Annotated in this window: 22 protein-coding genes and 1 pseudogene; 14 read left to right on the top strand and 9 right to left on the bottom strand. The window is 65.1% G+C overall.

Annotated features, from left to right (window positions below):
- Window positions 1–48: 48 nt before the first annotated feature.
- The 3 genes from ACW173_RS18445 to ACW173_RS18455 all read right to left on the bottom strand — a co-directional run bounded on the left by ACW173_RS18445 (window position 49) and on the right by ACW173_RS18455 (window position 3,519).
- Complete coding sequence (locus tag ACW173_RS18445) at window positions 49–918, bottom strand: AAA family ATPase (RefSeq protein WP_492081546.1); 870 nt, start codon at window positions 916–918, stop codon at window positions 49–51.
- Between the two features lie 93 nt (window positions 919–1,011).
- Window positions 1,012–1,599: a UDP-4-amino-4,6-dideoxy-N-acetyl-beta-L-altrosamine N-acetyltransferase gene (gene pseH / locus ACW173_RS18450; protein ID WP_492081547.1), complete on the bottom strand. Its 588-nt coding sequence runs from the start codon at window positions 1,597–1,599 to the stop codon at window positions 1,012–1,014.
- 126 nt (window positions 1,600–1,725) lie between these two features.
- On the bottom strand, window positions 1,726–3,519 hold the full coding sequence (locus ACW173_RS18455) for a tetratricopeptide repeat protein (protein WP_492081548.1): 1,794 nt from the start codon (window positions 3,517–3,519) through the stop codon (window positions 1,726–1,728).
- 200 nt (window positions 3,520–3,719) lie between these two features.
- On the opposite strand from ACW173_RS18455, the gene flbT reads away from it, so the two are divergent.
- The 11 genes from flbT (at window position 3,720) to ssb (ending at window position 13,526) form a co-directional block, all read left to right on the top strand.
- A complete protein-coding gene (gene flbT, locus ACW173_RS18460) occupies window positions 3,720–4,145 on the top strand; it encodes a flagellar biosynthesis repressor FlbT (protein WP_492081549.1) in 426 nt (141 codons plus the stop codon).
- Window positions 4,105–4,467, top strand: coding sequence for a flagellar biosynthesis regulator FlaF (flaF, locus tag ACW173_RS18465; protein WP_295106582.1), 363 nt, complete (start codon window positions 4,105–4,107; stop codon window positions 4,465–4,467). Before flbT ends, flaF begins: the two co-directional genes overlap by 41 nt.
- Before the next feature lie 248 nt (window positions 4,468–4,715).
- Window positions 4,716–5,537 (top strand): flagellin, encoded by an 822-nt coding sequence (locus ACW173_RS18470; protein WP_492081550.1) that lies wholly within the window; start codon window positions 4,716–4,718, stop codon window positions 5,535–5,537.
- Window positions 5,538–5,813: 276 nt separating this feature from the next.
- On the top strand, window positions 5,814–6,635 hold the full coding sequence (locus ACW173_RS18475; protein WP_492081551.1) for a flagellin: 822 nt from the start codon (window positions 5,814–5,816) through the stop codon (window positions 6,633–6,635).
- Window positions 6,636–6,748: 113 nt separating this feature from the next.
- On the top strand, window positions 6,749–7,105 hold the full coding sequence (locus ACW173_RS18480) for a flagellar protein FlaG (protein WP_492081552.1): 357 nt from the start codon (window positions 6,749–6,751) through the stop codon (window positions 7,103–7,105).
- 184 nt (window positions 7,106–7,289) lie between these two features.
- Entirely contained in the window at window positions 7,290–8,126 is an 837-nt protein-coding gene (locus ACW173_RS18485) for a flagellin (RefSeq protein WP_492081553.1), read from the top strand.
- 65 nt (window positions 8,127–8,191) lie between these two features.
- Window positions 8,192–8,746, top strand: a complete 555-nt coding sequence (pseH, locus tag ACW173_RS18490) for a UDP-4-amino-4,6-dideoxy-N-acetyl-beta-L-altrosamine N-acetyltransferase (RefSeq protein ID WP_492081554.1) — start codon at window positions 8,192–8,194, stop codon at window positions 8,744–8,746.
- Window positions 8,747–8,825: 79 nt separating this feature from the next.
- The gene (locus tag ACW173_RS18495; RefSeq protein WP_492081555.1) at window positions 8,826–11,690 is read left to right on the top strand and encodes a hypothetical protein; all 2,865 of its coding nucleotides are present in this window, start codon (window positions 8,826–8,828) and stop codon (window positions 11,688–11,690) included.
- A 57-nt stretch (window positions 11,691–11,747) separates the two neighbouring features.
- Window positions 11,748–12,434, top strand: a complete 687-nt coding sequence (locus ACW173_RS18500) for a hypothetical protein (protein ID WP_492081556.1) — start codon at window positions 11,748–11,750, stop codon at window positions 12,432–12,434.
- A gap of 21 nt (window positions 12,435–12,455) precedes the next feature.
- A complete protein-coding gene (locus ACW173_RS18505) occupies window positions 12,456–12,857 on the top strand; it encodes a hypothetical protein (RefSeq protein WP_492081557.1) in 402 nt (133 codons plus the stop codon).
- Between the two features lie 159 nt (window positions 12,858–13,016).
- Window positions 13,017–13,526, top strand: coding sequence for a single-stranded DNA-binding protein (gene ssb / locus ACW173_RS18510; protein WP_492081558.1), 510 nt, complete (start codon window positions 13,017–13,019; stop codon window positions 13,524–13,526).
- Window positions 13,527–13,641: 115 nt separating this feature from the next.
- On the opposite strand, the pseudogene ACW173_RS18515 reads toward ssb, so the two are convergent.
- The 5 genes and pseudogenes from ACW173_RS18515 to ACW173_RS18535 form a co-directional block, all read right to left on the bottom strand.
- Window positions 13,642–14,009, bottom strand: a pseudogene (locus ACW173_RS18515) (transposase); the annotation flags it as partial.
- A gap of 264 nt (window positions 14,010–14,273) precedes the next feature.
- Complete coding sequence (locus tag ACW173_RS18520; RefSeq protein WP_492081559.1) at window positions 14,274–15,458, bottom strand: (R)-mandelonitrile lyase; 1,185 nt, start codon at window positions 15,456–15,458, stop codon at window positions 14,274–14,276.
- 28 nt (window positions 15,459–15,486) lie between these two features.
- Window positions 15,487–16,611, bottom strand: a complete 1,125-nt coding sequence (locus ACW173_RS18525) for an aldo/keto reductase (RefSeq protein ID WP_492081560.1) — start codon at window positions 16,609–16,611, stop codon at window positions 15,487–15,489.
- A gap of 12 nt (window positions 16,612–16,623) precedes the next feature.
- Entirely contained in the window at window positions 16,624–17,622 is a 999-nt protein-coding gene (locus ACW173_RS18530) for an aldo/keto reductase (protein WP_492081561.1), read from the bottom strand.
- A 22-nt stretch (window positions 17,623–17,644) separates the two neighbouring features.
- On the bottom strand, window positions 17,645–18,241 hold the full coding sequence (locus ACW173_RS18535) for a flavodoxin (protein WP_492081562.1): 597 nt from the start codon (window positions 18,239–18,241) through the stop codon (window positions 17,645–17,647).
- Window positions 18,242–18,366: 125 nt separating this feature from the next.
- Between ACW173_RS18535 and ACW173_RS18540 the strand changes: the two genes are divergently transcribed.
- Both ACW173_RS18540 and ACW173_RS18545 read left to right on the top strand, forming a co-directional pair.
- Window positions 18,367–19,260: a LysR family transcriptional regulator gene (locus tag ACW173_RS18540; protein WP_492081563.1), complete on the top strand. Its 894-nt coding sequence runs from the start codon at window positions 18,367–18,369 to the stop codon at window positions 19,258–19,260.
- Between the two features lie 107 nt (window positions 19,261–19,367).
- Window positions 19,368–20,492: an alpha/beta hydrolase family protein gene (locus ACW173_RS18545; protein ID WP_492081564.1), complete on the top strand. Its 1,125-nt coding sequence runs from the start codon at window positions 19,368–19,370 to the stop codon at window positions 20,490–20,492.
- Between the two features lie 97 nt (window positions 20,493–20,589).
- Here the strand turns inward: ACW173_RS18545 and ACW173_RS18550 are convergent, their stop codons facing one another.
- Entirely contained in the window at window positions 20,590–22,419 is a 1,830-nt protein-coding gene (locus ACW173_RS18550; protein ID WP_492081565.1) for a TonB-dependent receptor, read from the bottom strand.
- On the opposite strand from ACW173_RS18550, the gene ACW173_RS18555 reads away from it, so the two are divergent.
- Window positions 22,402–22,956, top strand: a complete 555-nt coding sequence (locus ACW173_RS18555; RefSeq protein WP_492081566.1) for a glycerophosphodiester phosphodiesterase family protein — start codon at window positions 22,402–22,404, stop codon at window positions 22,954–22,956. The genes ACW173_RS18550 and ACW173_RS18555 overlap by 18 nt on opposite strands.
- The last annotated feature ends 110 nt before the right edge of the window (window positions 22,957–23,066 follow it).

Below are 23,066 nucleotides of genomic sequence, written 5' to 3' on the forward strand. Positions count from 1 at the left end.
CCAGTGAAATCCAAGTAACGGCGATTAGACCGCGATGGCCCCAGGGGGCTACTGGCCCGGACGCGCGCCCGAACCCTCGCGGCGGGCCAGAAAGGCCAAACGCTCGAACAGATGGACGTCCTGCTCGTTCTTCAGCAGGGCGCCGTGCAGCGGCGGGATCAGCTTGGTCGGGTCCTTCTCGCGCAGGACCGCATCGTCGACATCCTCGACCAGGAGCAGCTTCAGCCAGTCTAGCAACTCAGACGTCGAGGGCTTCTTCTTCAAGCCCGGCACCTTGCGCATGTCATAGAAGATGCGCAGGGCCTCGGAGACCAGCTTCTGCTTGATGCCTGGGAAATGGACGTCGACGATGGCCTGCATCGTCTCGGTCTCCGGAAAGCGGATGTAGTGGAAGAAGCAGCGGCGCAGGAAGGCGTCCGGCAATTCCTTCTCGTTGTTCGAGGTGATGATCATCACCGGCCGGACCTTGGCCTTGATGGTTTCGCCAGTCTCGTAGACGTAGAATTCCATGCGATCGAGCTCCTGCAGGAGGTCGTTCGGAAACTCGATGTCGGCCTTGTCGATCTCGTCGATCAGCAGCACTGGGCGTTGCTCGCTCTCGAACGCCTCCCAGAGCTTGCCCTTCTTGATGTAGTTCTTGACGTCCTTGACGCGCTCGTCGCCCAGCTGACTGTCGCGCAGGCGGGTGACGGCGTCGTATTCGTAGAGTCCCTGTTGGGCCTTGGTCGTCGACTTGATGTGCCAGGTGATCAGCGGCGCATTCAGCGCCTTGGCGACCTCATAGGCTAGCACGGTCTTGCCGGTGCCCGGCTCGCCTTTGATCAGAAGCGGGCGCTCCAGAGCCACCGCGGCGTTCACGGCGACCTTCAGGTCGTCGGTCGCCACGTAGTCGGAAGTGCCTTCGAAGCGCTGGCTCATGAGTCGGATCCGGTTCGAACAGTTGTTCAAATGAACGAACCAAACTACCGGCGTCTCCGCGCTTGGCAAGTCTGACGATGGGGAAGGAGGAGGTCAGGCTGCCCGGGATGAAGCCGATGGGATGTCGAACCCCTTGTCGCGCAGCCGCTGGGCCATGGCCTCGCGACGCTCGGCCCAGTCGTGCGCTAGCAGGCCCAGGCCCACCACATCGATCTCGTGGCCATTCTTCATCACGTGCTCGCGGAACAGCGCCTCGCGCTGGAAGCCATACAGTTCGTGCAACCGCCAGACGCTCTCGTTCGATATCAGGACCTCGCACCACAGCTTGTTCAACGCCAGCTCGCCGAAAACGTGTTCGATGACGGCGAACTCGACGAACGAACCCACGCCCAGGCCGCGCACCTCTGAGCTGGCCAGGTAGTAGGCCCACGCGCAGCGGCGGTGGATGATGTCGATGTCTGCCAGATTGGCCAAGCCCACGGGCTCGCCGTTCGCCTCGATGATCCAGTAACGGCGACGCGTTTCGTGGCGCACGACGTCGAACCAATGGTCATGCTCGTCGGGACCGATCCTGTGGTCGGAGTACATGTAGGCGGCGACCTCGGCGCTGTTGCGCCAGTCCAGCAGCCGACCGCGGTCGCCCTCGCGCACGTCACGCAACCGCACTTCCGTCTTACGCATCGCCGTAACCCCGTTCCGGCGCGCACACACAAAGCGGCCGACTAGGTGCGGCAGCTACGCCATAAATCGGCACGGAAATGCGGAAGGTCCATGTCGGGCCGGCAACAAACCCGTGGCCGAACGCAACTATCCCACGGCGAATTCAGCCAGGGCCTTCGCCATCTTACCCATGGCCTCTTCCCATTGGCCGTATTGCTGCGTGACGAAGCAGCGCACGCTGGGGTACCAGGGGTAGTAGTCGGTGCCCAGGCGCGTCCACGAGGCCGAGCCGGTCAACATGAAGCAGGGTGTGCCGACCGCCCCGGCTAGGTTCATGGTGGCGTTCGAATAGCCGACAACCTGGTCCATCGCCGCGCACAGGGCGGTGACGTCGTCCAGATCCTGCTTCAGGTCGATGCCTGGTGGTTGCCAGATCTCGACGCCGAAGGCCTCCTTGGCGTAGGCGATCTCTTCCTCGCAGTCGCCGTATTGGAGATTGACGAAGGTGACGCCCGGCGTCTTCAGCACCGGCTCCCACTCTTCGAATGCGGAGAATTGGCGCGCCCGCTCGGAGGACAGGTTGGCGCTCTTCCACAGCATGCCGACCTTGGGCGCCGGGCCCAGCTTACCGAGTTCGGCCTTCCAATGGGCGACGCGCTCGGGATCGGGCGTCAGGAAGGCGCGGCGAGTGGGGAAGGCGTCGACCGCGCCGCGCAGGCTGGCCAGGAAATCGCCCATCGCGGCCCAATAGTCGAAGCGGCTGAAGTCCGTGATCTCCGGCAGCGTGCGCCAGACGCGGCCCTCGTAGGACACAGTGCGGTGGCGCGTGACCTCGATGTCCGGGAACGAGCGCTGGAACAGCGGCGTCAGGCGCCGCTCGACCGCCAGGGTCACCTTACCGTCCGGTCCCACCAGGTCCTGGATGTCCGCCATCATGTTGGCCAGCATGACTTCGTCGCCCAAGCCTTGCTCGGCGCTGACCAGCAGGCGCTTGCCCTTCAGATCCTGACCCGACCAGCGCGTCCCGGCGATATAGAAGAGCGGAGCATCGGTCAGTTCGCGCGAGAAGCGAGCCTCGTAGGCCTTCCAGCCTTCATCGAGACGACCCAGGGCTAGCAGCAGCGTGGCGCGCGCGAACTCCATGATCGCCCGATCATTGGGAGGGGCGGGGCGGCCCATCGCCTCGTCGCAATCGGCCAGCGCGCCCTCGACGTCGCCAATGTCCGACTTGGCGAAGGCGCGGTTGTGCCAAGCCTTGCTGTATTTGGGATCCAGGCGTAGCGCCTCGTCGAAAAAGACGAGTGAGCCAGCGGCGTCGCCGGTGTTGCAGAGCACCGTGCCGAGGCTGTTCCAGAGGGCGGAACTGCCGGGATTTATGGCGATGGCTTCCTTCAGCACCTCAAGCGCCTCGCCCTCACGGTTCAGTTCCCGTAGGGCGCAAGCAAGATTGTTGGAAGCTTCGACGTCGGTGGGACGGGCTTGGCGGAAGTGGGCGAAGAAACCGACAGCGAATTCCGGCATGCCCATGCGCAAGGCCAGGCGCCCGAGGTCGCCGGCGACCGAAGCGTGATCAGTCAGCAGATTCAACGCCGCCTCGTAGGCGCGCAGCGAAGAAGCGTAGTCGCCCTTCTTTTCACGTGCGATGGCCAAAACGTGCCAGGCCAGACCCAATTGCTCGTCGGCATTGAGCAGCTTCAGGGCCAACTTATCGGCCTTGTCGAACTCCTGTGCGTGTACGGCCTGAATGGCCCGGCCCAGCATCTTGCCGTTCTCGGCATTCTTGACGTCCTGGACGGCGCGCTTCAGCCGGTCCAACGCCTCGGCGGACGCGGAATCACCGATGGTGCTGGTCATCTGTCCGGTATGGATCGGCGCGGCGCCGACCACGTCGGCCTGAGCGAGGCCGCTGGCGGACATTTCGAGGGCGCGTTTACGGGACATGCGGGGCGAAACCTTACACTCTGGTGTTAACCATGTTTTGAGGCGCTATGCTTAATCGAGTCCTAAGCTGCGTCTCACGGTCGCAACGCCGATCGTGGGGCGGCAAGACAGCGTTAACACGTGCGCGTCTAGCTTTCCGCTCGAACCCGTCGACATCGGCGGAACGGGGCGAAGCGGCGTCAACAAAGGAGCGGCATTAAGTGCCTTTGAAGCTGTCGCTGAAGCCCGGCGAAAAATTCGTTCTCAACGGCGCCGTGGTCCAGAATGGGGATCGGCGCGGTGTTCTGGTGCTCCAGAACAAGGCCTCCGTCCTTCGCGAGAAGGACATCATGCAGCCGGACCAGGTTACGACGCCCTCGCGTCGGATCTATTTCCCGGTGATGATGATGTACCTGGAGGAGGGGAATGCTGAAAAGTTTTATGAGGAATTCGCCACCCGCCTTAACGATTTTATGGGGGTTGTGCGTAATCCTACGGTTCTCCAGGATTGCATCGCCATTTCGAAACACGTGATGGCGCGTGAGTACTACAAGGCTCTGATGTTGAGCCGTAAGTTGATTGAATACGAAGACGAGAGGTTGGGGCATGTCTCTTCGGGCGTATCAGCAGGCGGCGACGCGAGCTGAGAATCCCCGTGAAATGGAGTACCGCCTGTTCGGTCAGGTGACGCGCGCCCTCATGGACGCGTCACAGGCTCCGACGGACGACTTCGCGACACGGATCGATGCGCTGGACTGGAATCGCAAGGTCTGGTCGGCCTTGGCGACCGACTGCGCCTTGCCTGAAAACCAGCTCCCGATGCAGCTGCGCGCCAGCATCATCTCGCTGAGCCTGTGGGTCGGTCGTCACTCCAGCGCCGTGATGCGCAAGGAGGAAGAGTTCGAGCCGCTGATCGAGATCAATCGCATGATCATGCAGGGCCTGTCTGGACGCGCCGACGCGGCCTGATTCTTCGGCTTTCACAAGACTGAACGTCTTGCCTACCAGCTCCGGAAAAACCTGCCGCCCGGCGAATGTTGCATTCGCCGGGCGGTTTCGTTTTGGGCGCGGGTGATTCAATAATTCCAGCAAAATCAGCGGCTTGAGGGTTGGCGCCGAGCGCGGGTCGGTTGGCCCGCGGTTTGCGACGGTTCACGCGGGCAAAACGCCCGCTCGGCAATACGCCGGACAAATCCCACCAAAACGGTAGGTATCAAATGCTGAACTCGATCAATACGAACCCGAGCGCCATGATCGCGCTCCAAAACCTGAACGCCACCAACTCGGAGCTCTCGACCACCCAGAACCGTATCAACACCGGCAAGAAGGTTGGATCCGCCAAGGACAACGGCGCGATCTGGTCGATGGCCAAGATGCAAAGCGCGAGCGCGAGCTCGTTGAACTCCGTGAAGGATTCGCTCCAACGCGGTCAGTCGACGATCGATGTTGCTCTCGCGGCAGGCGACACCATCACCGATCTGCTCACCAAGATGAAGGAAAAGGCCCTGGCCGCTTCCGACACCTCGCTGAACACCGCCTCGTTCAACGCCCTGAAGGCCGACTTCGAATCGCTCCGCGACCAAATCCAAAAGGCCGCGGACAATGCGAAGTTCAACGGCGTCAGCCTGGCTGACGGCAGCACCGCGAGCCTCTCGTTCCTGGCCAACTCGGACGGGGGCACGTTCACGGTGAATGCCCAGACCATCGATCTCGAAGGTCTGTCGCTGTCGGCTACCTTCACCTTCACGTCGGCCGCTAACGCGAAGAGCATCATCACTCAGATGACCAACGCGTTGCAGACGGCAACGAACAAACTGTCTTCCTTGGGCACGTCCTCGACCGGTCTGGATACTCACCTGACCTTCGTGGGCAAGCTGCAGGACAGCCTCGACGCCGGCGTGGGCAACCTCGTCGATGCGGACCTGGCGAAGGAAAGCGCCAAGCTTCAGTCGCTGCAAACCAAGCAGCAATTGGGCGTGCAGGCTCTCTCGATCGCCAATCAAACGCCGCAGTCGATCCTGTCGCTGTTCAAGGGGTGAGCCCGATACGCCGGACGGCCATCAAAAGCCGTCCGGCGCCTCTTTTCCGCTGGGTGCGCATTATGTGCCCGGCAACAATTGCCTATGTCGAAAGCCTCCCGGCAAAAATTGCCGGGAGGCTTCGTCGTTAATGGACCTATAACGTAGTAATTTCAGAAGTTTAGCTTGGGGCTCAATGCTAGGCAGGTTTGGCCCGGCAATTGCTACAGACCTTTTCGAGCAAAACGCTCCCGGCAGCCAAAATGGCGTCGGATACCTTGAAAAGGATCTACTCGTATGCCGCTGAACAGCATCAATACGAACGCCGGCGCTATGATCGCCCTGCAAAACCTGAACTCGACCAACAGCGAGTTGCAGGTCACCCAGCAGCGCATCAACACCGGCAAGAAGGTCGGTAGCGCCAAGGACAACGGCGCCATCTGGGCCATGTCCAAGAACCAATCGGCCACGGCTTCGTCGCTGAACGCCGTCAAGGACTCGCTGCAACGCGGTCAATCCACCATCGACGTGGCGCTCGCCGCCGGTGACACGATCACCGACCTGCTCGGCAAGATGAAGGAAAAGGCCCTGGCCGCTTCCGACACCTCGCTGAACACCGCCTCGTTCAACGCCCTGGTCGCCGACTTCGGCTCGCTGCGCGACCAGATCGAGAAGGCCGCCACGAACGCCAAGTTCAACGGCATCAGCATCGCTGACGGCAGCACCACCAAGCTGACCTTCCTGGCCAACACCGACGGCTCGGGCTTCACGGTCAACGCCAAGAGCCTGACGCTGGCTGGCATCGGCCTCTCGGCCGGCACGACCTTCGCCTCGGCGGCCAACGCCAAGTCGATGATCGCCCAGATCGACGCCGCCATCGGCACCGCCACCAACAAGCTGGCCTCGCTGGGCACGTCGTCGACGGGCCTGGACACCCACCTGACCTTCGTCGGCAAGCTGCAAGACAGCCTGGACGCTGGCGTTGGCAACCTGGTGGACGCCGACCTGGCCAAGGAAAGCGCCAAGCTGCAATCGCTGCAGACCAAGCAACAGCTCGGGGTGCAAGCGCTGTCGATCGCGAACCAGTCTTCGTCTTCGATCCTGAGCCTGTTCCGCTAAGGAACGGGAGGAGGCGAGTCCGCGTGGCTCGCCTCCGCCTTTCCTTCGGTCCAAGTCAGGAGTCTTCAACGAAAAATAGGAGGGGTCGGCTCACAAGCGCCGGCAATCAGAAAATGGAACCAAAAGCCGCACTGTCGGCCATTAGAGACTTCATCGCTCCCGTTTCTCCCGCGAACGCCCCGGACCTGTCCGAGGGCGAAAGTGTCGTTTCGGGGCAGGCTCAGGCCGCTGAGCCGCAACAGGTCCGCGAGACCGAAAAGGCCGAACTGGCCTCGCCCGTCGACGATGGTCCCCGGCCGGGCGACCTGCGCCTGGTGATCGAGCAGGATGATGGCACGGGCGACTACATCTATAAGACGGTCGACCGTCGTACGGGCGAGACGCTGAATCAGTATCCGCGCGAGCAGATCCTGAAGTTGCGTGAGGAAGCCCACTACGCATCGGGCGATGTCTTCGACGGCCAGGCCTGAGGGCTGACAAGACCGGTTCAAGGAAACCGGGGAGGGTGCGACCGCGGGCCGCACCGGTAAATGGATATGGTTTATATGCGTTAACCATAATCTTACCTTCTGATCCCAATTTGGGCGGCGAGTAGATCGCTCGCCGAATCGCGCGCGGTCGCAACCAACGGCAAAAGCCAGTCGGAGGCCGCGCATGACGCTGAGCGTCAACACGAACCAGCCCGCGTTGATCGCGCTGCAGAACCTGAATCGCACCAACGATCAGATGCAGGCGACGCAGACCCGCATCAACACGGGCGAGTCGATCTCGACCGCCAAGGACAACGCGGCCATCTGGTCGATCGCCCAGGAGCAGCGCGCCGACATGAGCGCGCTCGGGGCCGTGAAGATGAGTCTGGACCGCGCGACCTCGATCGCGGACGTGGCCCTGGCCGCCGGCGAATCCGTCTCCGACCTGCTGAAGCTGATGCGCGAGAAGGTGGTGGCCGCCAAAGACACCTCCCTGACCTCGACCTCGCTGCAGTCGCTGAACGCCGACTTCCAGGGCTTGCTGAAGAACCTGCAGCAGGTGATCAGCAGCGCCGTGTTCGATGGCGCCAACCTGCTGGACGGCAGCCAGGCCGCCGACATGACCTTCCTCGCCGACGCCGACGCGGCCCAGGCCATTACGTTGAGCCTGCAGAATCTGACGATGGGCGGCGGGATCAACACCCTGACGGCCACCGACGACATCCTGACGTCCGCCAACGCCACGTCCGTCTTGGCGCGCCTCGACTCCACGATGAGCGCGATCAACCAGGCTGTCGGCAACATAGGCACTCAGTCCAAGCAGATCGACGCTCACAACAGCTTCGTTTCGCGCCTGACGGACGTGCTGGAAACCGGCGTGGGCAACCTCGTCGACGCCGATCTGGCCAAGGAAAGCGCCCGCCTGCAGGCCTTGCAGGTCAAGCAGCAGCTTGGCGCCCAGGCCCTGTCGATCGCCAACAGCGCGCCGGAGATCATCCTGTCGCTGTTCAAGGGCGGCTAGCGCTAGGTCCGCGGGCGTGCACGGGCTAAGCTTCCCTAGGGTTTGCTTGGGATTCGGCGACGAGCATGATCGAGCTGCGCGACTTGCGGGACGAAGACGAGGCGGTCCTCTTTCAGTGGCGTTCCGAGCCCGAGGTCGACCGCTGGATGTCGGACGCCGACCTGCCCAGCCAGGAGGCGCATGCCGTCTGGTTCCAAGCGCTGCGCGTCGATCCCGACATGCGCGGATGGATGATCACGCGTGGCGACGTCCCGATGGGTCTGCTCACCCTGACCGGTCTCAACAGCCACCATCGCCGCGCCAGCTGGAACTGGTTCCTGGGCTCCGCCGAAGCGCGGGGCAGGGGCGTCGGTCGCGCCGCCCAGGTCCTGGGCCTGGACCGCGCCTTCGGCGAGCTGGGATTGCACAAGGTGTTCGCCGAGGTCATGGCCGACAACGACGCGGCTTTGAAGGCGCAGTCATCCGCCGGCTTCCGGCGGGAGGGGTATCTGCGGGGGCACGTCTTGAAGGACGGCCAGCCGCGCGACGTGGTGCTGCTGGGCATCTTGGCCAGCGAATGGCAGGAGCTGCGGGAGGGCGCCCGCCGCGCGCTCTCCGACGCCAACCTTATCGCCGCTTAACAGCGACTCTTAACGAGTCGTCAGCGATCCTCTGGCACAGGTACGAGCGGGGGACTTTGCGTCCCGCACAGGATTGGCCGTGATCTCGTTCGATTCGAACATTCTGCTCAGCTACTATCAGGCCCGCGCGGGCGTGACGGGGGCCGCCGCGTCCGCAACGACGAGCTCGGCTTCCAATTCCAAAGCCGTTGTCCCGAAGGCGCCCTGGCTGGCGGACGCCACGCCGGCCAGCGAGCTGGTCCGCTCGGCGCTGAGCGGCCGCAAGCTGCTCGACGAGGGCGCCAACACCTCGGCCCTGAAGGGCGTCAGCCCCGACTACAAGAAGCTATTCGCCACCTATCAGGCGCTTAACACCCTGTCGGCCCTGGCCGCTCGCGCCGGCGAGAAGGGGGTCACCGACGGCGAGTTGACCAAGCTGCAGACAACCTTGAGCAAGGGTCTGAGCGAGATCGGAACCTACGTCCAGAACCTGTCGCTGGATCAAATGCGCCTGACCACGGGTCAGGTCATGACCAGCGACAAGTCGACCGTGGGTGTCCCGAAAGCGACCTATTCCTACACGACCGACACCCTTTACAGCGGCCAGATCGACGACGAGGTGCCCAAGTTCCAGGGCAACGTATCGTTCAACGTCGCGGTGAAAAGCTTTGGCGTCACCACCGACGTGACCATGGATCTGTCCGAGATGGGCTCGAAGCCCCGGACCATGTCCAACGTCATCAGCTATATGAACGACAAGCTGAAGGCGGGCGGGTTCAATACGACCTTCGCGCTGCAGCGCACGACGGGCCAGGAACGTACAGTCCAGGTCAACGGTAAGCCCGTGACCCTGCCGGCGACCGGCGACGACTTCGCCCTGAAGATCAACGGCGACTCTGTCGAGCAGTTGACTTTCAGCGCCCCGACGACCGCGCCGGCTGTCTATGTCACGACCAAGTCCGGCGATCCCAATCCCGACAAGGATCCGCTGACCGACGACGGGGTCTATGAAACGACCCTGACCAAGTACAGCGCCGCGGGGACCAACGGCGGCGCCAACGCCGGCGCGCCTGGCGGCAAGGTCTTCACCGAAACCCTGCAAGGTACGATCTCGAGTGTCCGCAAGTCGGTGACCGGCGCGGATGGCTCGATCTACATGTTGGCCGACGTCGCCACCGAGGTCGACGGCAAGACCGACCTCAACGGTCAGGTCATCAAGGGCGAGAGCGACGTCGCCCTGCTCAAGTATGATAGCGCTGGTCACCTGCTGTACGCTCGCACCTTAGGCGCGACCGATGAGGCCAACGGCTTGTCGCTGGCGGTCGCTGACGACGGCAGCGTCGCGGTGGCCGGCTCGGTCAGTGGTCGCTTGGCCGGCGCCGTGAACGGCCCGATCAACAACGGCGACAGCTCGACCACCACCGACAGCTTCGTCACCCGCTACGACGCCAAGGGCGACGAGCAGTGGACGGTGCGCCGCGGCGGCCTGCAGGAAGACGAAGCCACAGCCCTGGCCTTCGGGTCGGACGGCGTCCTCTATGTTGGCGGTCGTGCGAAGTCGGATCTGCCGGGCGCGGTCGGCACGGACCCAAGCGGTGGCTATGACGCCTATCTATCGGCCTTCGCCACGGACGCCAGCGGCCAACCCAAGGCGCTGTTCACCCAGAAGTTCGGCACCGCCGAGAACGACTCCGTCTCTGACATTGTCGTCAACGGCTCGCAGGTCATCGTCGGCTCCAAGGAGAACGGCGAGGCGATGCTTCGCAGCTTCGATGTGACGCCGAACGTCGTCACCGAGAACGTCACAAAGCTGGACCAGTACGGCGCGTACCAGAGCGTGCCGGTCACCTACACCAAGACCGCCACCGTCACCGCCGGCGCTGTTCGCGACCTAGGCTCGTTGAAGGGGGGCGAGATGGTCGGGCTGAAGATCGACGGCGGTCAGCTCTATGTCGGCGGCTATACGGCGAATGGCTCGATGTCGATCGGCGGTGGAACGACCGGCGCGTCGGGCGGCATGGACGCCTTCGTCGGCCGCATGTCGCTGGATCTCGCCGACAGCGGCGGCGACGCGATGACCTACTACGGCGGCGCCGGCGACGACACGGTCACCGGCTTCGACGTCAAGAACGGCGCCGCCTGGGTAGTCGGCTCGGCCGGCGCCAATCTGGATGGCCAATCGACGGTCGGCAGCAAGGACGGCTACATCGCCCAGCTCAACGTCGGCACCGGCGCCGTCGACTGGAGTCAGCGTCTGACCGGCAAGGACGGCTACGCGACCCCAACCTCGGTCGCGGTGTCCTCGGCGGGCGCCTCCAGCCTGGACCTGTTCGGCCTGCCCAGCGGCAAGATGGACTTCTCGCAGTCCGACCGCATCGTCTCGGCCACCGCGGCGCGGGCTGGCGACACCTTCCAGATCCGCACCCGCGAGCGCGGCACGCTGACGACAATCAAGATCGACGCCAACGACACGCTCGAGACCCTGGCCGACAAGGTCAAGAAGGCTTCGGGCTACCGCGCCAAGGTCGAGGTCGTGTCGAACGGCAACAGCCGCGTGCTGAAGATTAGCCCCGCCTCGAACACCTCGACGATCGAGGTCGTGGCGGGCAAGGGCGGCACCGACGTGCTGAAGTCGATCGGTCTGGTCGGCGGGGTCGTGCGCGCCACCAAGACCGATGACGGCAAGACCGTTTCGGCCGACGGCAGCGGCCCGATGTATGGCCTGCAACTGCCGCCGGAGCTGGACCTGACCTCTGACGCGGGGCGAAAGAACGCCAATGTCGTGATCACCCGCGCCATGTCGGCGATCCGCAGCGCCTATCGTGAGATCGCCGACGCCGCCATGGGCATCAAGAGCGACGACGGCTCGAGCTCGGGCAAGACGAACGGCACGGTGCCGGCCTATCTGACCGCCCAGATCTCGAACTATCAAGCAGCCCTGAGCCGCCTAACGGGCGGTGGCTAATCCTTTTCCGAGGTCGCCGAGCTTGAAAGCGTCATCGACGCGTCGTAGCCAGGGACCATGGACTTTCTGAAAGATCGACGGATCATCATCGGCGGCGGCGCGACGCTCGCGCTGCTGGCCGGTCTTGGCATCGCCGTGGCCCTGATGTCAGGCCACGACAAGAAGCCGGCCGAGGAGCCGCCGGCCTCGCGCGGCGGCCTGATCGTCGAGACCGGACGCGACGACGACTCCAAGCTGGACCCGGCGCGCCCGCTGCGCTGCTTCGTGGGCGGGACCTTCGCGGGCGAGATCACCCTGGCCGAATGCGCCAAGAAGAACGGTGTCGCCACCGGCGCCCTGGACGTCGGCGTCGACGAGACCGGCGCCCTGGCGGCCGCCGACCAGGCCGGCACCGTTCTGACCCCGCTGCCGCCGGCCCCGACCGTCAGCGCGCCGCCGGTAGCCACGCCGTCGAACCCGTCCGCGCCATCGAACCCGACGAACGTCTCGAGCAACACCCCGCTCGCCGCCTGCTGGCGCTATGCCGGCAACGAGTGGCGACGGCTGCCAGGCGACATCACCCTGAACGCCTGCGCCCAGCAGCTGTTCGGCGGCCGCTGCGAGCGGTCGGGCGGCGCCACGTATGGCCGCTGGGGCGAGGAAACCCTGCGCCTGGTGCCTGGGCGCGTCGAGATCTCGTCGGACAACCGCAGCTTCCACACCGCGTTTGATCAGGGCCCCAACTGCTCTATCCCGAACGGCTGATAGGTTTTATAAGTGTAATCCATGAAGCACGCCGTCCTCGCCGCCGCCGCCATCCTGACCGTCTCCAGCCTCGCGCTCGTGGGATGCGAGAAGCAGACCAAGGCGCCGTTCGAGCAGGGTGTCTGCTTCCAGGTGGCCACCAACAAGGACGGCACGCTCCGCTACAATCCTGTGGAACGTAACGTGGCTCAGATGGAGCTGTGCGCCGCCGCCTTGGAGGGAATGCGCATGCGCTTCGTCCGCATGGGCCAGTCCAACAGCCAGGGCATGGTCGGCGCCTATCAAGGCTCGTTCCTCTTCCTCGAAAAAGAAGGCATCTACGTCGGCCAGACCTATGAGGGCCCGCGCTTCATGTCGCTGGTGCGCACTGGCGACGGCCGCCTGGCCGTGCCGGGCGCCATCCGCCGCGAGCCTGCCCAGTAGAGCCTGAGCGAGAGGGCAGGGACGCTTTGTCCTTCCACAGTCCTTTTTCCCGTCCACAAGAACGTTGCAAGAACAAAACTTGCGTCCGAAGTAAGCTCTCGTTAACGTCCGCCCTCAGATTCCGGCGCGAGGGTCGCCGGGCGAGAGCAAGGGCGAGCGATGGCTGGCAGCGTCAACAAGGTCATTCTGGTGGGCAATCTCGGGGCCGATCCCGAGATCCGCAGCCTCGGTTCGGGCGACCGCGTCGCTAATCTCCGCATCGCGACGTCGGAAACCTGGCGCGACCGCACCAGCGGCGAGCGCAAGGAAAAGACCGAGTGGCACCGCGTGGTGATCTTCAACGACAACCTGGTGAAGGTGGCCGAGCAGTACCTGCGCAAGGGCTCGACGGTCTACATCGAGGGCGCGATCCAGACCCGCAAGTGGACCGACAACACCGGCGTCGAGAAGTACTCGACCGAGATCGTGCTGCAGAAGTTCCGTGGCGAACTGACGATGCTTGGCGGTCGCGGCGACAGCGCGGGCGCCTCGGCCGGCGGCGGTGACGAGTACGGCGGTGGCTATTCGGGCGGCGGCGGTTCCAGCTTCGGAGGCGGCGGCCAGCGCAGCCAGCCCAGCGGTCCGCGCGAGAGCTTCTCGGCTGACCTGGACGACGAAATCCCGTTCTAGAGCCGAACAAGGCTAGAATTGTAAATAGCGGTCGGTTCCCTTTGGAGCCGGCCGTTTTTTATTGCATCCGCCGCCTCGAGATCGACCGCGATAACGTGGGGAAAATCCACCAAGAGCGCACCACCTTGCGGTCCGCCTTGACGATGGAGCAGGTCCGTCGCTCGCTGATCTCGAACACCGTCCGCGGATGGGCGACGCCTTCGCGCATGGCGGCGGGCCCTACCATTTTTTGAGCGGCTCGTTCAACGCCGCCCTGTCGAGCATGGCGCCGGTCAACGGCGATTTGAGCCGCCGGTTCTCGTCTTCTAGCGCCCTCAGCCGCTAGGCCTCCGACACGCTCATCCCGCCGAACTTGGCCTTCCTGGCGTGGATGGCGCCCTCCGACACGCCGTGCTTGCGGGCCAAATCACCCGCCTTCGCCCCGGCCTCGTTCTCCCGGAGGATCCCGATGATCTGCTCATCCGTAAATCTCGCTCGCTTCATGTCCGTCCTCTCAAGAGGCGGACTCTAGCTCCGCGTGGAGGAAAAAATCAGGGGTAGATCAGGGTGAAGGGATTGCCGGTTTCGGCCGCCGCCGCGGCGGAGGTCGTGCTCATTGCCGAAACTCCGAGGACTGAGCCTGAAAGGACGAGCGCCGAAGCGCCAAGGAACTGCCGCCCCCTTTTGCCGATGCCGCCGCTGGTCATCGGGAACACCATCGTGGACTGGGGCTATGTCGTCGCCCCGAGGGTGGGTTCGAGGGCCCCGCTATTGGGACGGCGCGCGATACTCGGCGTCGGTCACCGGGTCCAGCCAGGCCACGCTCGCACCTTCCAGGGCCTCGGCCACGGCCACGTGGGTCATGGCGCTGGCGGGCGTCGCGCCGTGCCAGTGCTTGACGCCAGGTGGGGTCCAGACAACGTCGCCGGGCTTGACCCGCCGGACGGGTTCGCCCCGCGCCTGGACCAGGCCTTCGCCCGCCGTGACGATCAGCAGCTGGCCGAGCGGATGGGTGTGCCAGTTGGACCGGGCGCCCGGCTGGAAGGTGACGGTGGCGCCGCCCAGCCGCGCTTCCCCGCTGCCCTTGAACGGCGAGGTCACCATGACTGATCCGGTGAAGTTCGTGGCTGGCCCGGGGGTCGGTTGCACGCCTGGCGAGGTGAGCTTGACGCCTTCCGCGGAGGGTGACGCGGTCGCAGCGTCCAGGCCCTTGAACGCCTTGTCGGCCACGGCGACCGCGCCCATCGCCTTGGGCCAGCCGGCATAGAAGGCAAGGTGGGTCAGGGCGTCGCCGATCTGCGCCCGCGTAAGGCCATTTCGCAGGCCCAGTTGGATGTGGAAGGCTAGGCCGCCCTCATCGCCGTTCGCGGCCAGCGCCGCGATGGTCACCAGGCCGCGGTCGCGGGGGCTGAGGTCAGGTCGCCGCCACAGATCGCCGAACAGCACGTCGTTGGTCAGCGCCGCCAACTTGGGCGCCACGGGACCAACCGTCGTCGTCACCGCCTGTGCCCGAGCGGGGTCCGAGGCAGGGAGGGGCAGGCTCGCCGCCGTCGGCGCGCGCAGGGCGGCCATGTCGACGCCGCGGTCGTTGAACACCTTCTCGATGACCTCCAGCGACGACACCGCATTGGGCCAGCCGGTGTAGAAGGCCAGATGGGTGACGGCGCCGGCGATCTCGGCGGGCCTGACGCCATTGTCGAGCGCGCGACCCAAGTGCCCCGTCAGCTGGGCCGTCTTGCCGGTCGCGATCAGCACCGACACCGTCACCAGGCTGCGATCACGCGGGCTCAGCGCGGGGCTGACCCAGACATCGCCGAACAGGACATCGTCGGTGTAACCGGCAAGGCGGGGAGCGACCGCCTGCATGGCCTTGGGCGCGACCGACTTGCGCTCCTGCGCCTCGACCGGGGTCGTCAGGCTCAGGGCCGCCATGGCTGCGACAACGGGCTTCATGGGAAACTCCTTCCAGGAGGGATGGGCGTCAGGTCTTCGGGGGCGCTTCGACTTCGGAGAAGGCCAGGACGCCCGGCGGCAGCCGCAGGCCCTGGATCTGAATCGCCGAGACGGCGGCGGCTAGTTCGACGAGTTCGCCGGGCGTGAAGCGGATGTCGGCCGCGCCGGTGTTCTCGACCATGTGCGCCATCTGGGTCGTGCCCGGGATCGGAACGATCCAGGGCTTCTGGGCCATCAGCCAGGCCAGGGCGATCTGACCCGGCGTGGCCTGCTTTCGTTCGGCCCAGGTCTTGAGTAGGGCGACCAAAGCCAGGTTGTTCTGGATGTTCTCCGGCGCGAAACGGCCCTCCATCTTGCGGATATCGCCGTCGGCGTAGCGGGTGCCCGCGTCGATCGCGCCGTTCAAGAAGCCGACGCCCAGCGGGCTCCAGCAAACCAGACCAATGCCCAGTTCCTCGCAGGTGGGGACGACCCACTTTTCCGGACCGCGCCACAGCAGCGAATATTCGTTCTGGACGGCGGTGACCGGCAGCTCGGCATGGGCGCGGCGCAAGGTCTGCTGGCCCATCTCGCAGAGGCCCCAGTGTAGCACCTTGCCTTGCGCCTTCAGGTCCTTGATGGCGCCGGCGACGTCTTCGATCGGCACGGCCGGGTCGACCCGGTGCTGGTAGAGCAGGTCGATGCGATCGGTGCGCAGGCGCTTGAGCATGCCTTCGACCGCCAGCTTGATGTGCTCGGGCTTGCTGTTGAGGCCCGGGCCGCGTTTGCCGGTCTCCAGGTCGATGTTCCAGCCGAATTTGCTGGCGATCACCACCTTGTCGCGGATGGGGGCCACGCCTTCGCCCAGGATGCGTTCAACCTCATGCGGGCCATAGGCCTCGGCCGCGTCGAAGAAGGTCACGCCGCGATCGTGCGCCGCTCGGATGATGTTGATCATCTCCGGCCGGTACGGGACCGTGGTCTGGTAGGTGCGGCTCATGTTCTGGACGCCAAGGCCGACGCTGGAGACTTCCAGCTTGCCGAGGCGGCGCTTGCCGGGCGCCGTGGTCTTGGTTTGGGCCTGGGCGCCTTGGGCCGCGGCTGCGGCGGGCAGGGCCAGGCCCAGCGCCAGGAGGTTGCGGCGATCGATGCCGCTGCTCGGTTGGTCGCGCATGGTCGTCTTCTCCTAGCGGCCAGTTTGGGCCAGCACGGCCTCGGGCAGGCGCGCCCCTTGAATCGGAATCTTCGCGGCGGCCGCTTCGATCGCCGCGAGGTCCTCGAGCGTCAGCTCGACGCTGACCGCGCCCAGGTTCTCGGCGAGGCGAGGACGCTTGGTGGTGCCGGGGATCGGCACGATCCAGGGCTTCTGGGCCAGCAGCCAGGCCAGAGCGATCTGGGCCGGCGTGGCCTGCTTGCGCTCGGCGATGGCCTTGAGCAGTTCGACCAGCGCCATGTTGGCGGCGCGGGCGTCGGCGGCGAAGCGTGGCGAGATCGAGCGGAAGTCGGTCGGATCCAGCTTGGTGGTCTCGTCGATCTTGCCAGTCAGGAAACCCGCGCCCAGCGGGCTGAACGGGACGAAGCCGATGCCCAATTCTTCGCAGGCGGCCAGGACGCCGTTGTGCTCCACATCGCGCGTCCACAGCGAATACTCGTTCTGCAGCGCGGTGACCGGCTGCACGGCGTGGGCGCGGCGCAGCGAGTCCAGGCTCGGCTCCGAGAGCCCGAAGTGCTTGACCTTGCCGGCCGCGATCAGGTCCTTCACGGCCCCAGCGACGTCTTCCATCGGCACGGCCGGATCGACCCGGTGCTGATAAAGCAGATCGATGTGGTCGGTGCGCAGGCGCTTGAGCTGGGCCTCGGCGACCGCCTTGATGTGGTCGGGGCGGCTGTTCAGGCCGCCGGTCCGGGCCCCGGTCGCTAGGTCGATGTCGAATCCGAACTTGGTGGCGATCACGATCTGGTCGCGGAACGGCGCGACGGCCTCGCCCAGCAGCGTCTCGTTGGCGAACGGGCCGTAGGCCTCGGCCGTGTCGAAGAGGGTGACGCCGCCGTCGAAGGCCGCGTGGATGACCTCCACCGCCTCGTCATGAGGCGTCGCCGGACCGTAGGCGGCGCTCAGGCCCATGCAGCCGTAGCCGAGGGCGGAGACCTCCAAGCCGGCCTGGCCGAGTTTGCGCTTTTGCATACTTGTTCTCCTGGGAATGGCGTCAGGTGCGAGCGATGGCGCCTAGCCAGTCGCGGACCTGGGTCATGGTGCGGCGTTCCTGGTCGGCTTCCATCGAGAACGCCGGGGCCAGTCGCGCGTTCGGGGCGTGGCCTTTGAGGATGGCCAGGCTGTCGCCGAGGCCGTAGCCACCGTGCGTGATCACTGGCCGGATGGTCTTGCTCGACAGGTCGTGCGCGGCCAGGAAGGCGCGGATGATCGGCGGGGCGGTCTCGCCCCAAATCGGAAAGCACAGAAACACGGTGTCGTAGGCGGCGATGTTCGGAACCGTCGCCTTCAGCGGCGGCCGGACGCCGGCGTCGCGTTCCTGACGGGCCTGCTCGACCGTCTCCTCGTAGTCCTCGGGGTAGGGTCTGGCAGGCAGGACCTCGAAGAGATCGGCCTTCAGTTCCCTATGCAGCTGGGCAGCGATAACGCGGGTGTTTCCCGAGCGGGTGAAATAGGCGATCAGCGTGCGGGAACCGCCGCGTGTCGTCTTCTGATCCTCGGCCGCGCAGGCGCTGGCGCCGGCGGACAGCACCATTGCGGCGGGCGCCCCGAGGGCGGTGCGGCGCGACATGGCCGACGTGCGCTTTTCCATACGGTGCTCCTCACGTTTCGCGAACGCGGAGCCCCCAGCGCCTTCGCATGGTCAGCAAGATAGGCCTGGCTCGTTCCAGCGATTAGGCCCCATAATCGCGATGTCGCTTTTAGTAGGGCTAACAAATGGCTCAAGGTTTCGACGAACTGGCCGCCTTCGCCGCCGTGGCCAAGGAGCGCAGCTTTACGCGCGCGGGCGCCAAGCTTGGCGTGTCGCCCTCCGCGCTGAGCCAGACGATCAAGGGTCTGGAAGGCCGGCTGGGCGTGCGCCTTCTGACGCGCACGACCCGCAGCGTCGCGCCGACCGAGGCCGGCGAGCGCCTGTTGCAGACGGTGGCTCCGCGTTTCGAGGAAATCGAGCAGGCGCTGGTCGCCTTGGCCGAGACACGTGAGCGGCCGGCCGGCACGATCCGCATCACCGCCGGCGAGCATGCCGCGCGCTCGGTCTTGCAACCGGGCCTGGCCAGGCTGCTGCCGAACTATCCCGACATCCGTGTCGAGATCGTCGTCGACTACGGCCTGGTCGATATCGTGTCGGAGGGTTTCGACGCCGGCGTGCGCCTGGGCGAGCAGGTGGCCAAGGACATGATCGCCCTGCGCATCGGCCCCGACATGCGCATGGCCGTGGTCGGTTCGCCGGCCTATTTCGCCAAGCGAGACAAGCCGCTGAGCCCGCAGGATCTGACCGACCACAACTGCATCAACATGCGCCTGCCCACCTATGGCGGGCTGTTTCCCTGGGAGTTCGAAAAGGACGACCGCGAGGTGAAGGTGCGGGTCGACGGCCAGTTGATCTTCAACACCATCCGCCAGCGGCTGGACTCCGCGCTGCGGGGTCTGGGCTTGGCCTATATGCCCGAGGACGTCGCCGCGCCCTGTATCGCGTCGGGGGAACTGGTCCGGGTGCTGGAGGATTGGTGTCCGCCTTTTTCGGGCTACCACCTCTACTATCCCAGCCGCCGCCACGCCTCGCCGGCATTCTCGCTGCTGATCGAGGCGCTGCGGTTCAAGGATCGCTGATCCGAGTCTATTTATTAGGCCCGCTAAAAGGACCAAGTCGTTTCCACCCGCTAATCGAGGGTCTGGCGTCGCGATAGTCTGCCTTCGATAACGAAGGGATATGCATCATGGGCCTGACCGCCAGCTTTTCGTCCCGCGCCACCGTCATGGCGCTCTGCGGGATCTTCGCCTTCGCGAGCCCGGCATCGGCGCAGACCCTCAAGTCCATCCAGATCCCGGACAAGCCTCTGGTCCTCAAGGCTCGAGGCAGCTTCTTCGTCGGCGGTCGATCGGTCGAGCAGAAAGCCGGTGAAATCCTGCTGGGGCCCGACGACAGCGTCACCGTCGATCAGATGTACGTCGAGTACATGGTCCCGACCGGCCAGGCCAAGGTTCCGGTAGTGCTGATCCACGGCGCGGGTCTTAGCGGCAAGAGTTACGACACCACGCCCGACGGCCGCATGGGCTGGTTCGAATATTTCGTCCGCGAGGCCCATCCGACCTACGTCGTCGATCAGGTCGGTCGCGCGCGCTCGGGGTTCAATCAGGCCACGATCAACAACCGGCTCTCCGGCGCAAGCAGCGCGCCTTTGGGGTCTGTCACGCCGACCGCGCCTGGCGCGCCGACAGCGATGGGGCAGGGCGCGTTCCGCTTCGGCGACCGCGTCGGCGTCTGGACCAATTTCCGCTTCGGGCCGAAGTTCGGCGAGGCGTTCCCAGGAGAGCAGTTCCCGGTGGATGCTGTCGGCGAGCTTTCCAAGCAGGCCATCCCCGACCTGACCTCGCAGGTTCCGTCGCCCAATCCGACCTTCAAGGCGCTGTCGGATCTGGCGACCGACCTGGACGGCGCGGTCCTGATCAGTCACTCGCAGTCTGGTCCGTTTCCCATGGACGCGGCGCTGATCGAGCCGAAGGGCGTCGCCGGGATTGTCGCTCTCGAGCCGGGAGCCTGCCGGGCGAGCTACACCGACGAGCAGATCGCTAGACTGGCGAAGGTCCCCACTCTCGTGGTGTTCGGCGACAACCTCGCGGCTCCCACGGGGTTGGGCGCGATGACGTGGCAAAACAGGCTCGACGGCTGCCGGGCTTACGCAGCTCGTATCAAGGCGGCCGGCGGGCGAGCGGACATTGTCGCGACGGGGGACCTTGGCATCCGGGGCAACAGCCACATGCTGATGCAGGATAAGAACAACCTTCAGATCGCTGATATCGTCCTCAAATGGATCGAGGAACAGGTAAAGCGGTCCAACTAGCGCAACACCGGCGTGCGGATTTGGTACTGGGCATCTGCCCAAATGAGAAAGGCTCCGGACGTTCGTCCGGAGCCTGCCTCGAGACCGCCTGGCGGCGCTAGAAGGTGCTGCTGATCCGTACGCCGACGGTGCGCGGACGGGGCGAGAAGACCCGGATGCCGTCCAGCGACTCGACCACGCCCAGATAGGCGGCCTTGTTGGTCAAGTTGTCGCCGAACAGGCTGAGGTCCCAGGCATCCTTCCGCACGCCCAGCTTGGCGCTGATCATGTAGAAGGCCGGCAGCTTGGTGTTATAGGTGTTGCGGTTGTTGAACGAGGTAGTCGAACCGCCCCGGTAGTTGATGCCCGCCTGGGCATAGCCCCGGACGTCGGCGGTTAGGTCTGTCTCGTACTCGGCTTGCAGGCTCATGGCCCACTTCGGCGTCAGCGGCACGCGGTCGCCATCGTAGCCGAAGGTGCCAGCCGCGATCACGTCGGCCGGCAGGTCCGCGGCAAGCTTGGCGTCGACATAGTTGACGCTGCCGCTGATGCTGAGCCCCGGCAGCGGCTTGAAGGTCGAGTTGACCTCGACGCCGTTCACCTCGGTCTTGCCGGCGTTGATCGTGTAGGCGAAGGCGCCGGGCGCCTGGGCCGACAGCTGCTGGCCGTTCCAGTCGATGTGATAGAGGGCCGCGTCGACGAACAGCTTGCGGTCGAGCCAGTAACTCTTCACGCCCAGTTCGTAGTTCCACAGGCTGTCGGGCTTGTAAGTGCCCGGGAAAACGACGCCAGCCTGCTGGGCGAGCGAAGTGGCGGTGTTAACGCCGCCGATGCGGAAGCCCGAGGCGGCGCGGGCATAGACGCTGATGTCCGGCGTCGTCTTCCACATCAGGGCGACGTTGAAGCTGGGCTTGTCGTTGCTGCCGCGGCTGTCGCCGGTCTTCGACGGTGTGGTGACGCGGCCGAAGATGAAGTCCGGATAGACCGTCTGCAGGTTGGTGATGACGTCGTGGATCTGGGCCTTGAAGTAGCGCAGGCCCAGGGTCGCCGTCAGGGTGTCGGTGATCGTGTAGTCAGCCTGGGCGTACAGGGCGTACTGGCCGACGCTGCGCTTGGTGTTGGTGCCGAACTCGTAGACGCTGTTGCCGCGGCCGGGGTTGTGCAGGCCCTTGGCGACGCATTCGCTGTAGGTGTAGCATAGCGCCTCGCCGGTGCTGGTCGCGACTACCGAGTTGGTCTGGTAGACTGACTGGCTGTTCTCGTAGTAGCCGCCGGCGACGATCTGGAACGGGCTGTCCCACTTCGACGAGAAGCGCAGTTCCGAGACCCAGTCCTTGAACTCGGCGGTCGGGACGAACAGGGTCGAACCGGTCAGGCCGAAGCCGTTGGCGGTCGGGGTGCTGTCCTTGGGGTTCACGACCCGCTGGTTGGTATACGAGCTGGACGCCGTGACCGTGCCGAAGCCCAGGTCGTACTCGCCCACCACGTTGTAGAGGTTGTAGTTGTCTCGGTAGAATTCGATCGTCGGGGAGGGGTTGTTGTACGGACCCTTGGCGGTGTGCCAGGCCTGGGTGCCGTCGACATCGATCTCCTGGTGGGTCGCCGTGGCGGTGATTGTCAGGCGGTCAGTGGGTTCGAACAGCAGGATGGCGCGGCCGCCCTTCACGTGGGCGTCGTTGTTCTTGTGCAGGACGCCATTGACCGTCTGGTCGACATAGCCGCCGCCGCTTTCCGACCAGCCGGTGACCCGCAGGGCCAGCTTGTCATCGATGATCGGCACGTTCAGCGAGGCGTTGCCGTCATAGTAGGGGTTGCCGGACTTGACCGAGGCCGCGCCAACCGAGATGCGGCCGCCGAAATCGTTCAGGTCGGGCTTGGTGGTGATGACGCGCAGGGTGCCGCTCATCGAGCTGGAGCCGAACAGGGTGCCTTGCGGACCCTTGAGCACTTCGATGTGGTCCAGGTCGTAGAGGCGCAGGCCGGGCTTGCCGTCGCCCAGGACGGCTCGCTCTACTACTACGACTACGACAACTTCCAGACCCGCGAGCAGCGCGGCTCGACCTTCGTGACCACCAACGCCGGCACGGCGCGGGCGTACGGGTTCGAGGGCCAAGCCGCCTTCGCCGACATTGTCGGGCCCGAGACCCAGATCATCCTGCCGCGCGACGCAGAAGGTCGTAGCCTGCCGCCCAGCGCCTTCGTGGCCGACGCCCACGCGGCAGGGCTGAAAGTCCATGTCTGGAGCGTCAATCCGGAAAACCTGGACCTGCCGCTCGATCTGCGCTGCGGCGATCCGGGCAAGGCAAGCTTCGATCACCAACTGGGCGACGTCGAAACCGAGGCCTGCCGGCTGTTCGCGGCGGGGATCGACGGCGCGTTCAGCGATGCGCCGGACATGCTGGTAAAGGTGCGGTCCGAGGGGCTAGAGGCATGGGCGGCGGGATCGACCTCGCCGCGGTCGTGTCCGTTGGCCAAAGCGGGCTGAATTTTTCGGTCTTTCACCCCGCGACGCCCGGCCCACGTCGTTGATCGGCCACTCTGATATGACCGCGCTGTCCGGCGCCCGATCGCCGCGGCTCCAACATTATCTTCGAC

Source organism: Caulobacter sp. ALps2, from assembly GCF_058681635.1.

Bases quoted from the DNA above. Each gene is read 5' to 3' on its own strand.
- ssb (WP_492081558.1), top strand. From the start codon at position 13,017: ATGGCTGGCAGCGTCAACAAGGTCATTCTGGTGGGCAATCTCGGGGCC.
- pseH (WP_492081554.1), top strand. From the start codon at position 8,192: ATGATCGAGCTGCGCGACTTGCGGGACGAAGACGAGGCGGTCCTCTTT.
- ACW173_RS18540 (WP_492081563.1), top strand. From the start codon at position 18,367: ATGGCTCAAGGTTTCGACGAACTGGCCGCCTTCGCCGCCGTGGCCAAG.
- ACW173_RS18480 (WP_492081552.1), top strand. From the start codon at position 6,749: ATGGAACCAAAAGCCGCACTGTCGGCCATTAGAGACTTCATCGCTCCC.
- ACW173_RS18455 (WP_492081548.1), bottom strand. From the start codon at position 3,519: ATGTCCCGTAAACGCGCCCTCGAAATGTCCGCCAGCGGCCTCGCTCAG.
- ACW173_RS18535 (WP_492081562.1), bottom strand. From the start codon at position 18,241: ATGGAAAAGCGCACGTCGGCCATGTCGCGCCGCACCGCCCTCGGGGCG.
- ACW173_RS18505 (WP_492081557.1), top strand. From the start codon at position 12,456: ATGAAGCACGCCGTCCTCGCCGCCGCCGCCATCCTGACCGTCTCCAGC.
- ACW173_RS18525 (WP_492081560.1), bottom strand. From the start codon at position 16,611: ATGCGCGACCAACCGAGCAGCGGCATCGATCGCCGCAACCTCCTGGCG.
- pseH (WP_492081547.1), bottom strand. From the start codon at position 1,599: ATGCGTAAGACGGAAGTGCGGTTGCGTGACGTGCGCGAGGGCGACCGC.
- ACW173_RS18470 (WP_492081550.1), top strand. From the start codon at position 4,716: ATGCTGAACTCGATCAATACGAACCCGAGCGCCATGATCGCGCTCCAA.
- ACW173_RS18485 (WP_492081553.1), top strand. From the start codon at position 7,290: ATGACGCTGAGCGTCAACACGAACCAGCCCGCGTTGATCGCGCTGCAG.
- ACW173_RS18445 (WP_492081546.1), bottom strand. From the start codon at position 918: ATGAGCCAGCGCTTCGAAGGCACTTCCGACTACGTGGCGACCGACGAC.
- ACW173_RS18530 (WP_492081561.1), bottom strand. From the start codon at position 17,622: ATGCAAAAGCGCAAACTCGGCCAGGCCGGCTTGGAGGTCTCCGCCCTC.
- ACW173_RS18520 (WP_492081559.1), bottom strand. From the start codon at position 15,458: ATGAAGCCCGTTGTCGCAGCCATGGCGGCCCTGAGCCTGACGACCCCG.
- flaF (WP_295106582.1), top strand. From the start codon at position 4,105: ATGTCTCTTCGGGCGTATCAGCAGGCGGCGACGCGAGCTGAGAATCCC.
- ACW173_RS18500 (WP_492081556.1), top strand. From the start codon at position 11,748: ATGGACTTTCTGAAAGATCGACGGATCATCATCGGCGGCGGCGCGACG.
- ACW173_RS18475 (WP_492081551.1), top strand. From the start codon at position 5,814: ATGCCGCTGAACAGCATCAATACGAACGCCGGCGCTATGATCGCCCTG.
- ACW173_RS18545 (WP_492081564.1), top strand. From the start codon at position 19,368: ATGGGCCTGACCGCCAGCTTTTCGTCCCGCGCCACCGTCATGGCGCTC.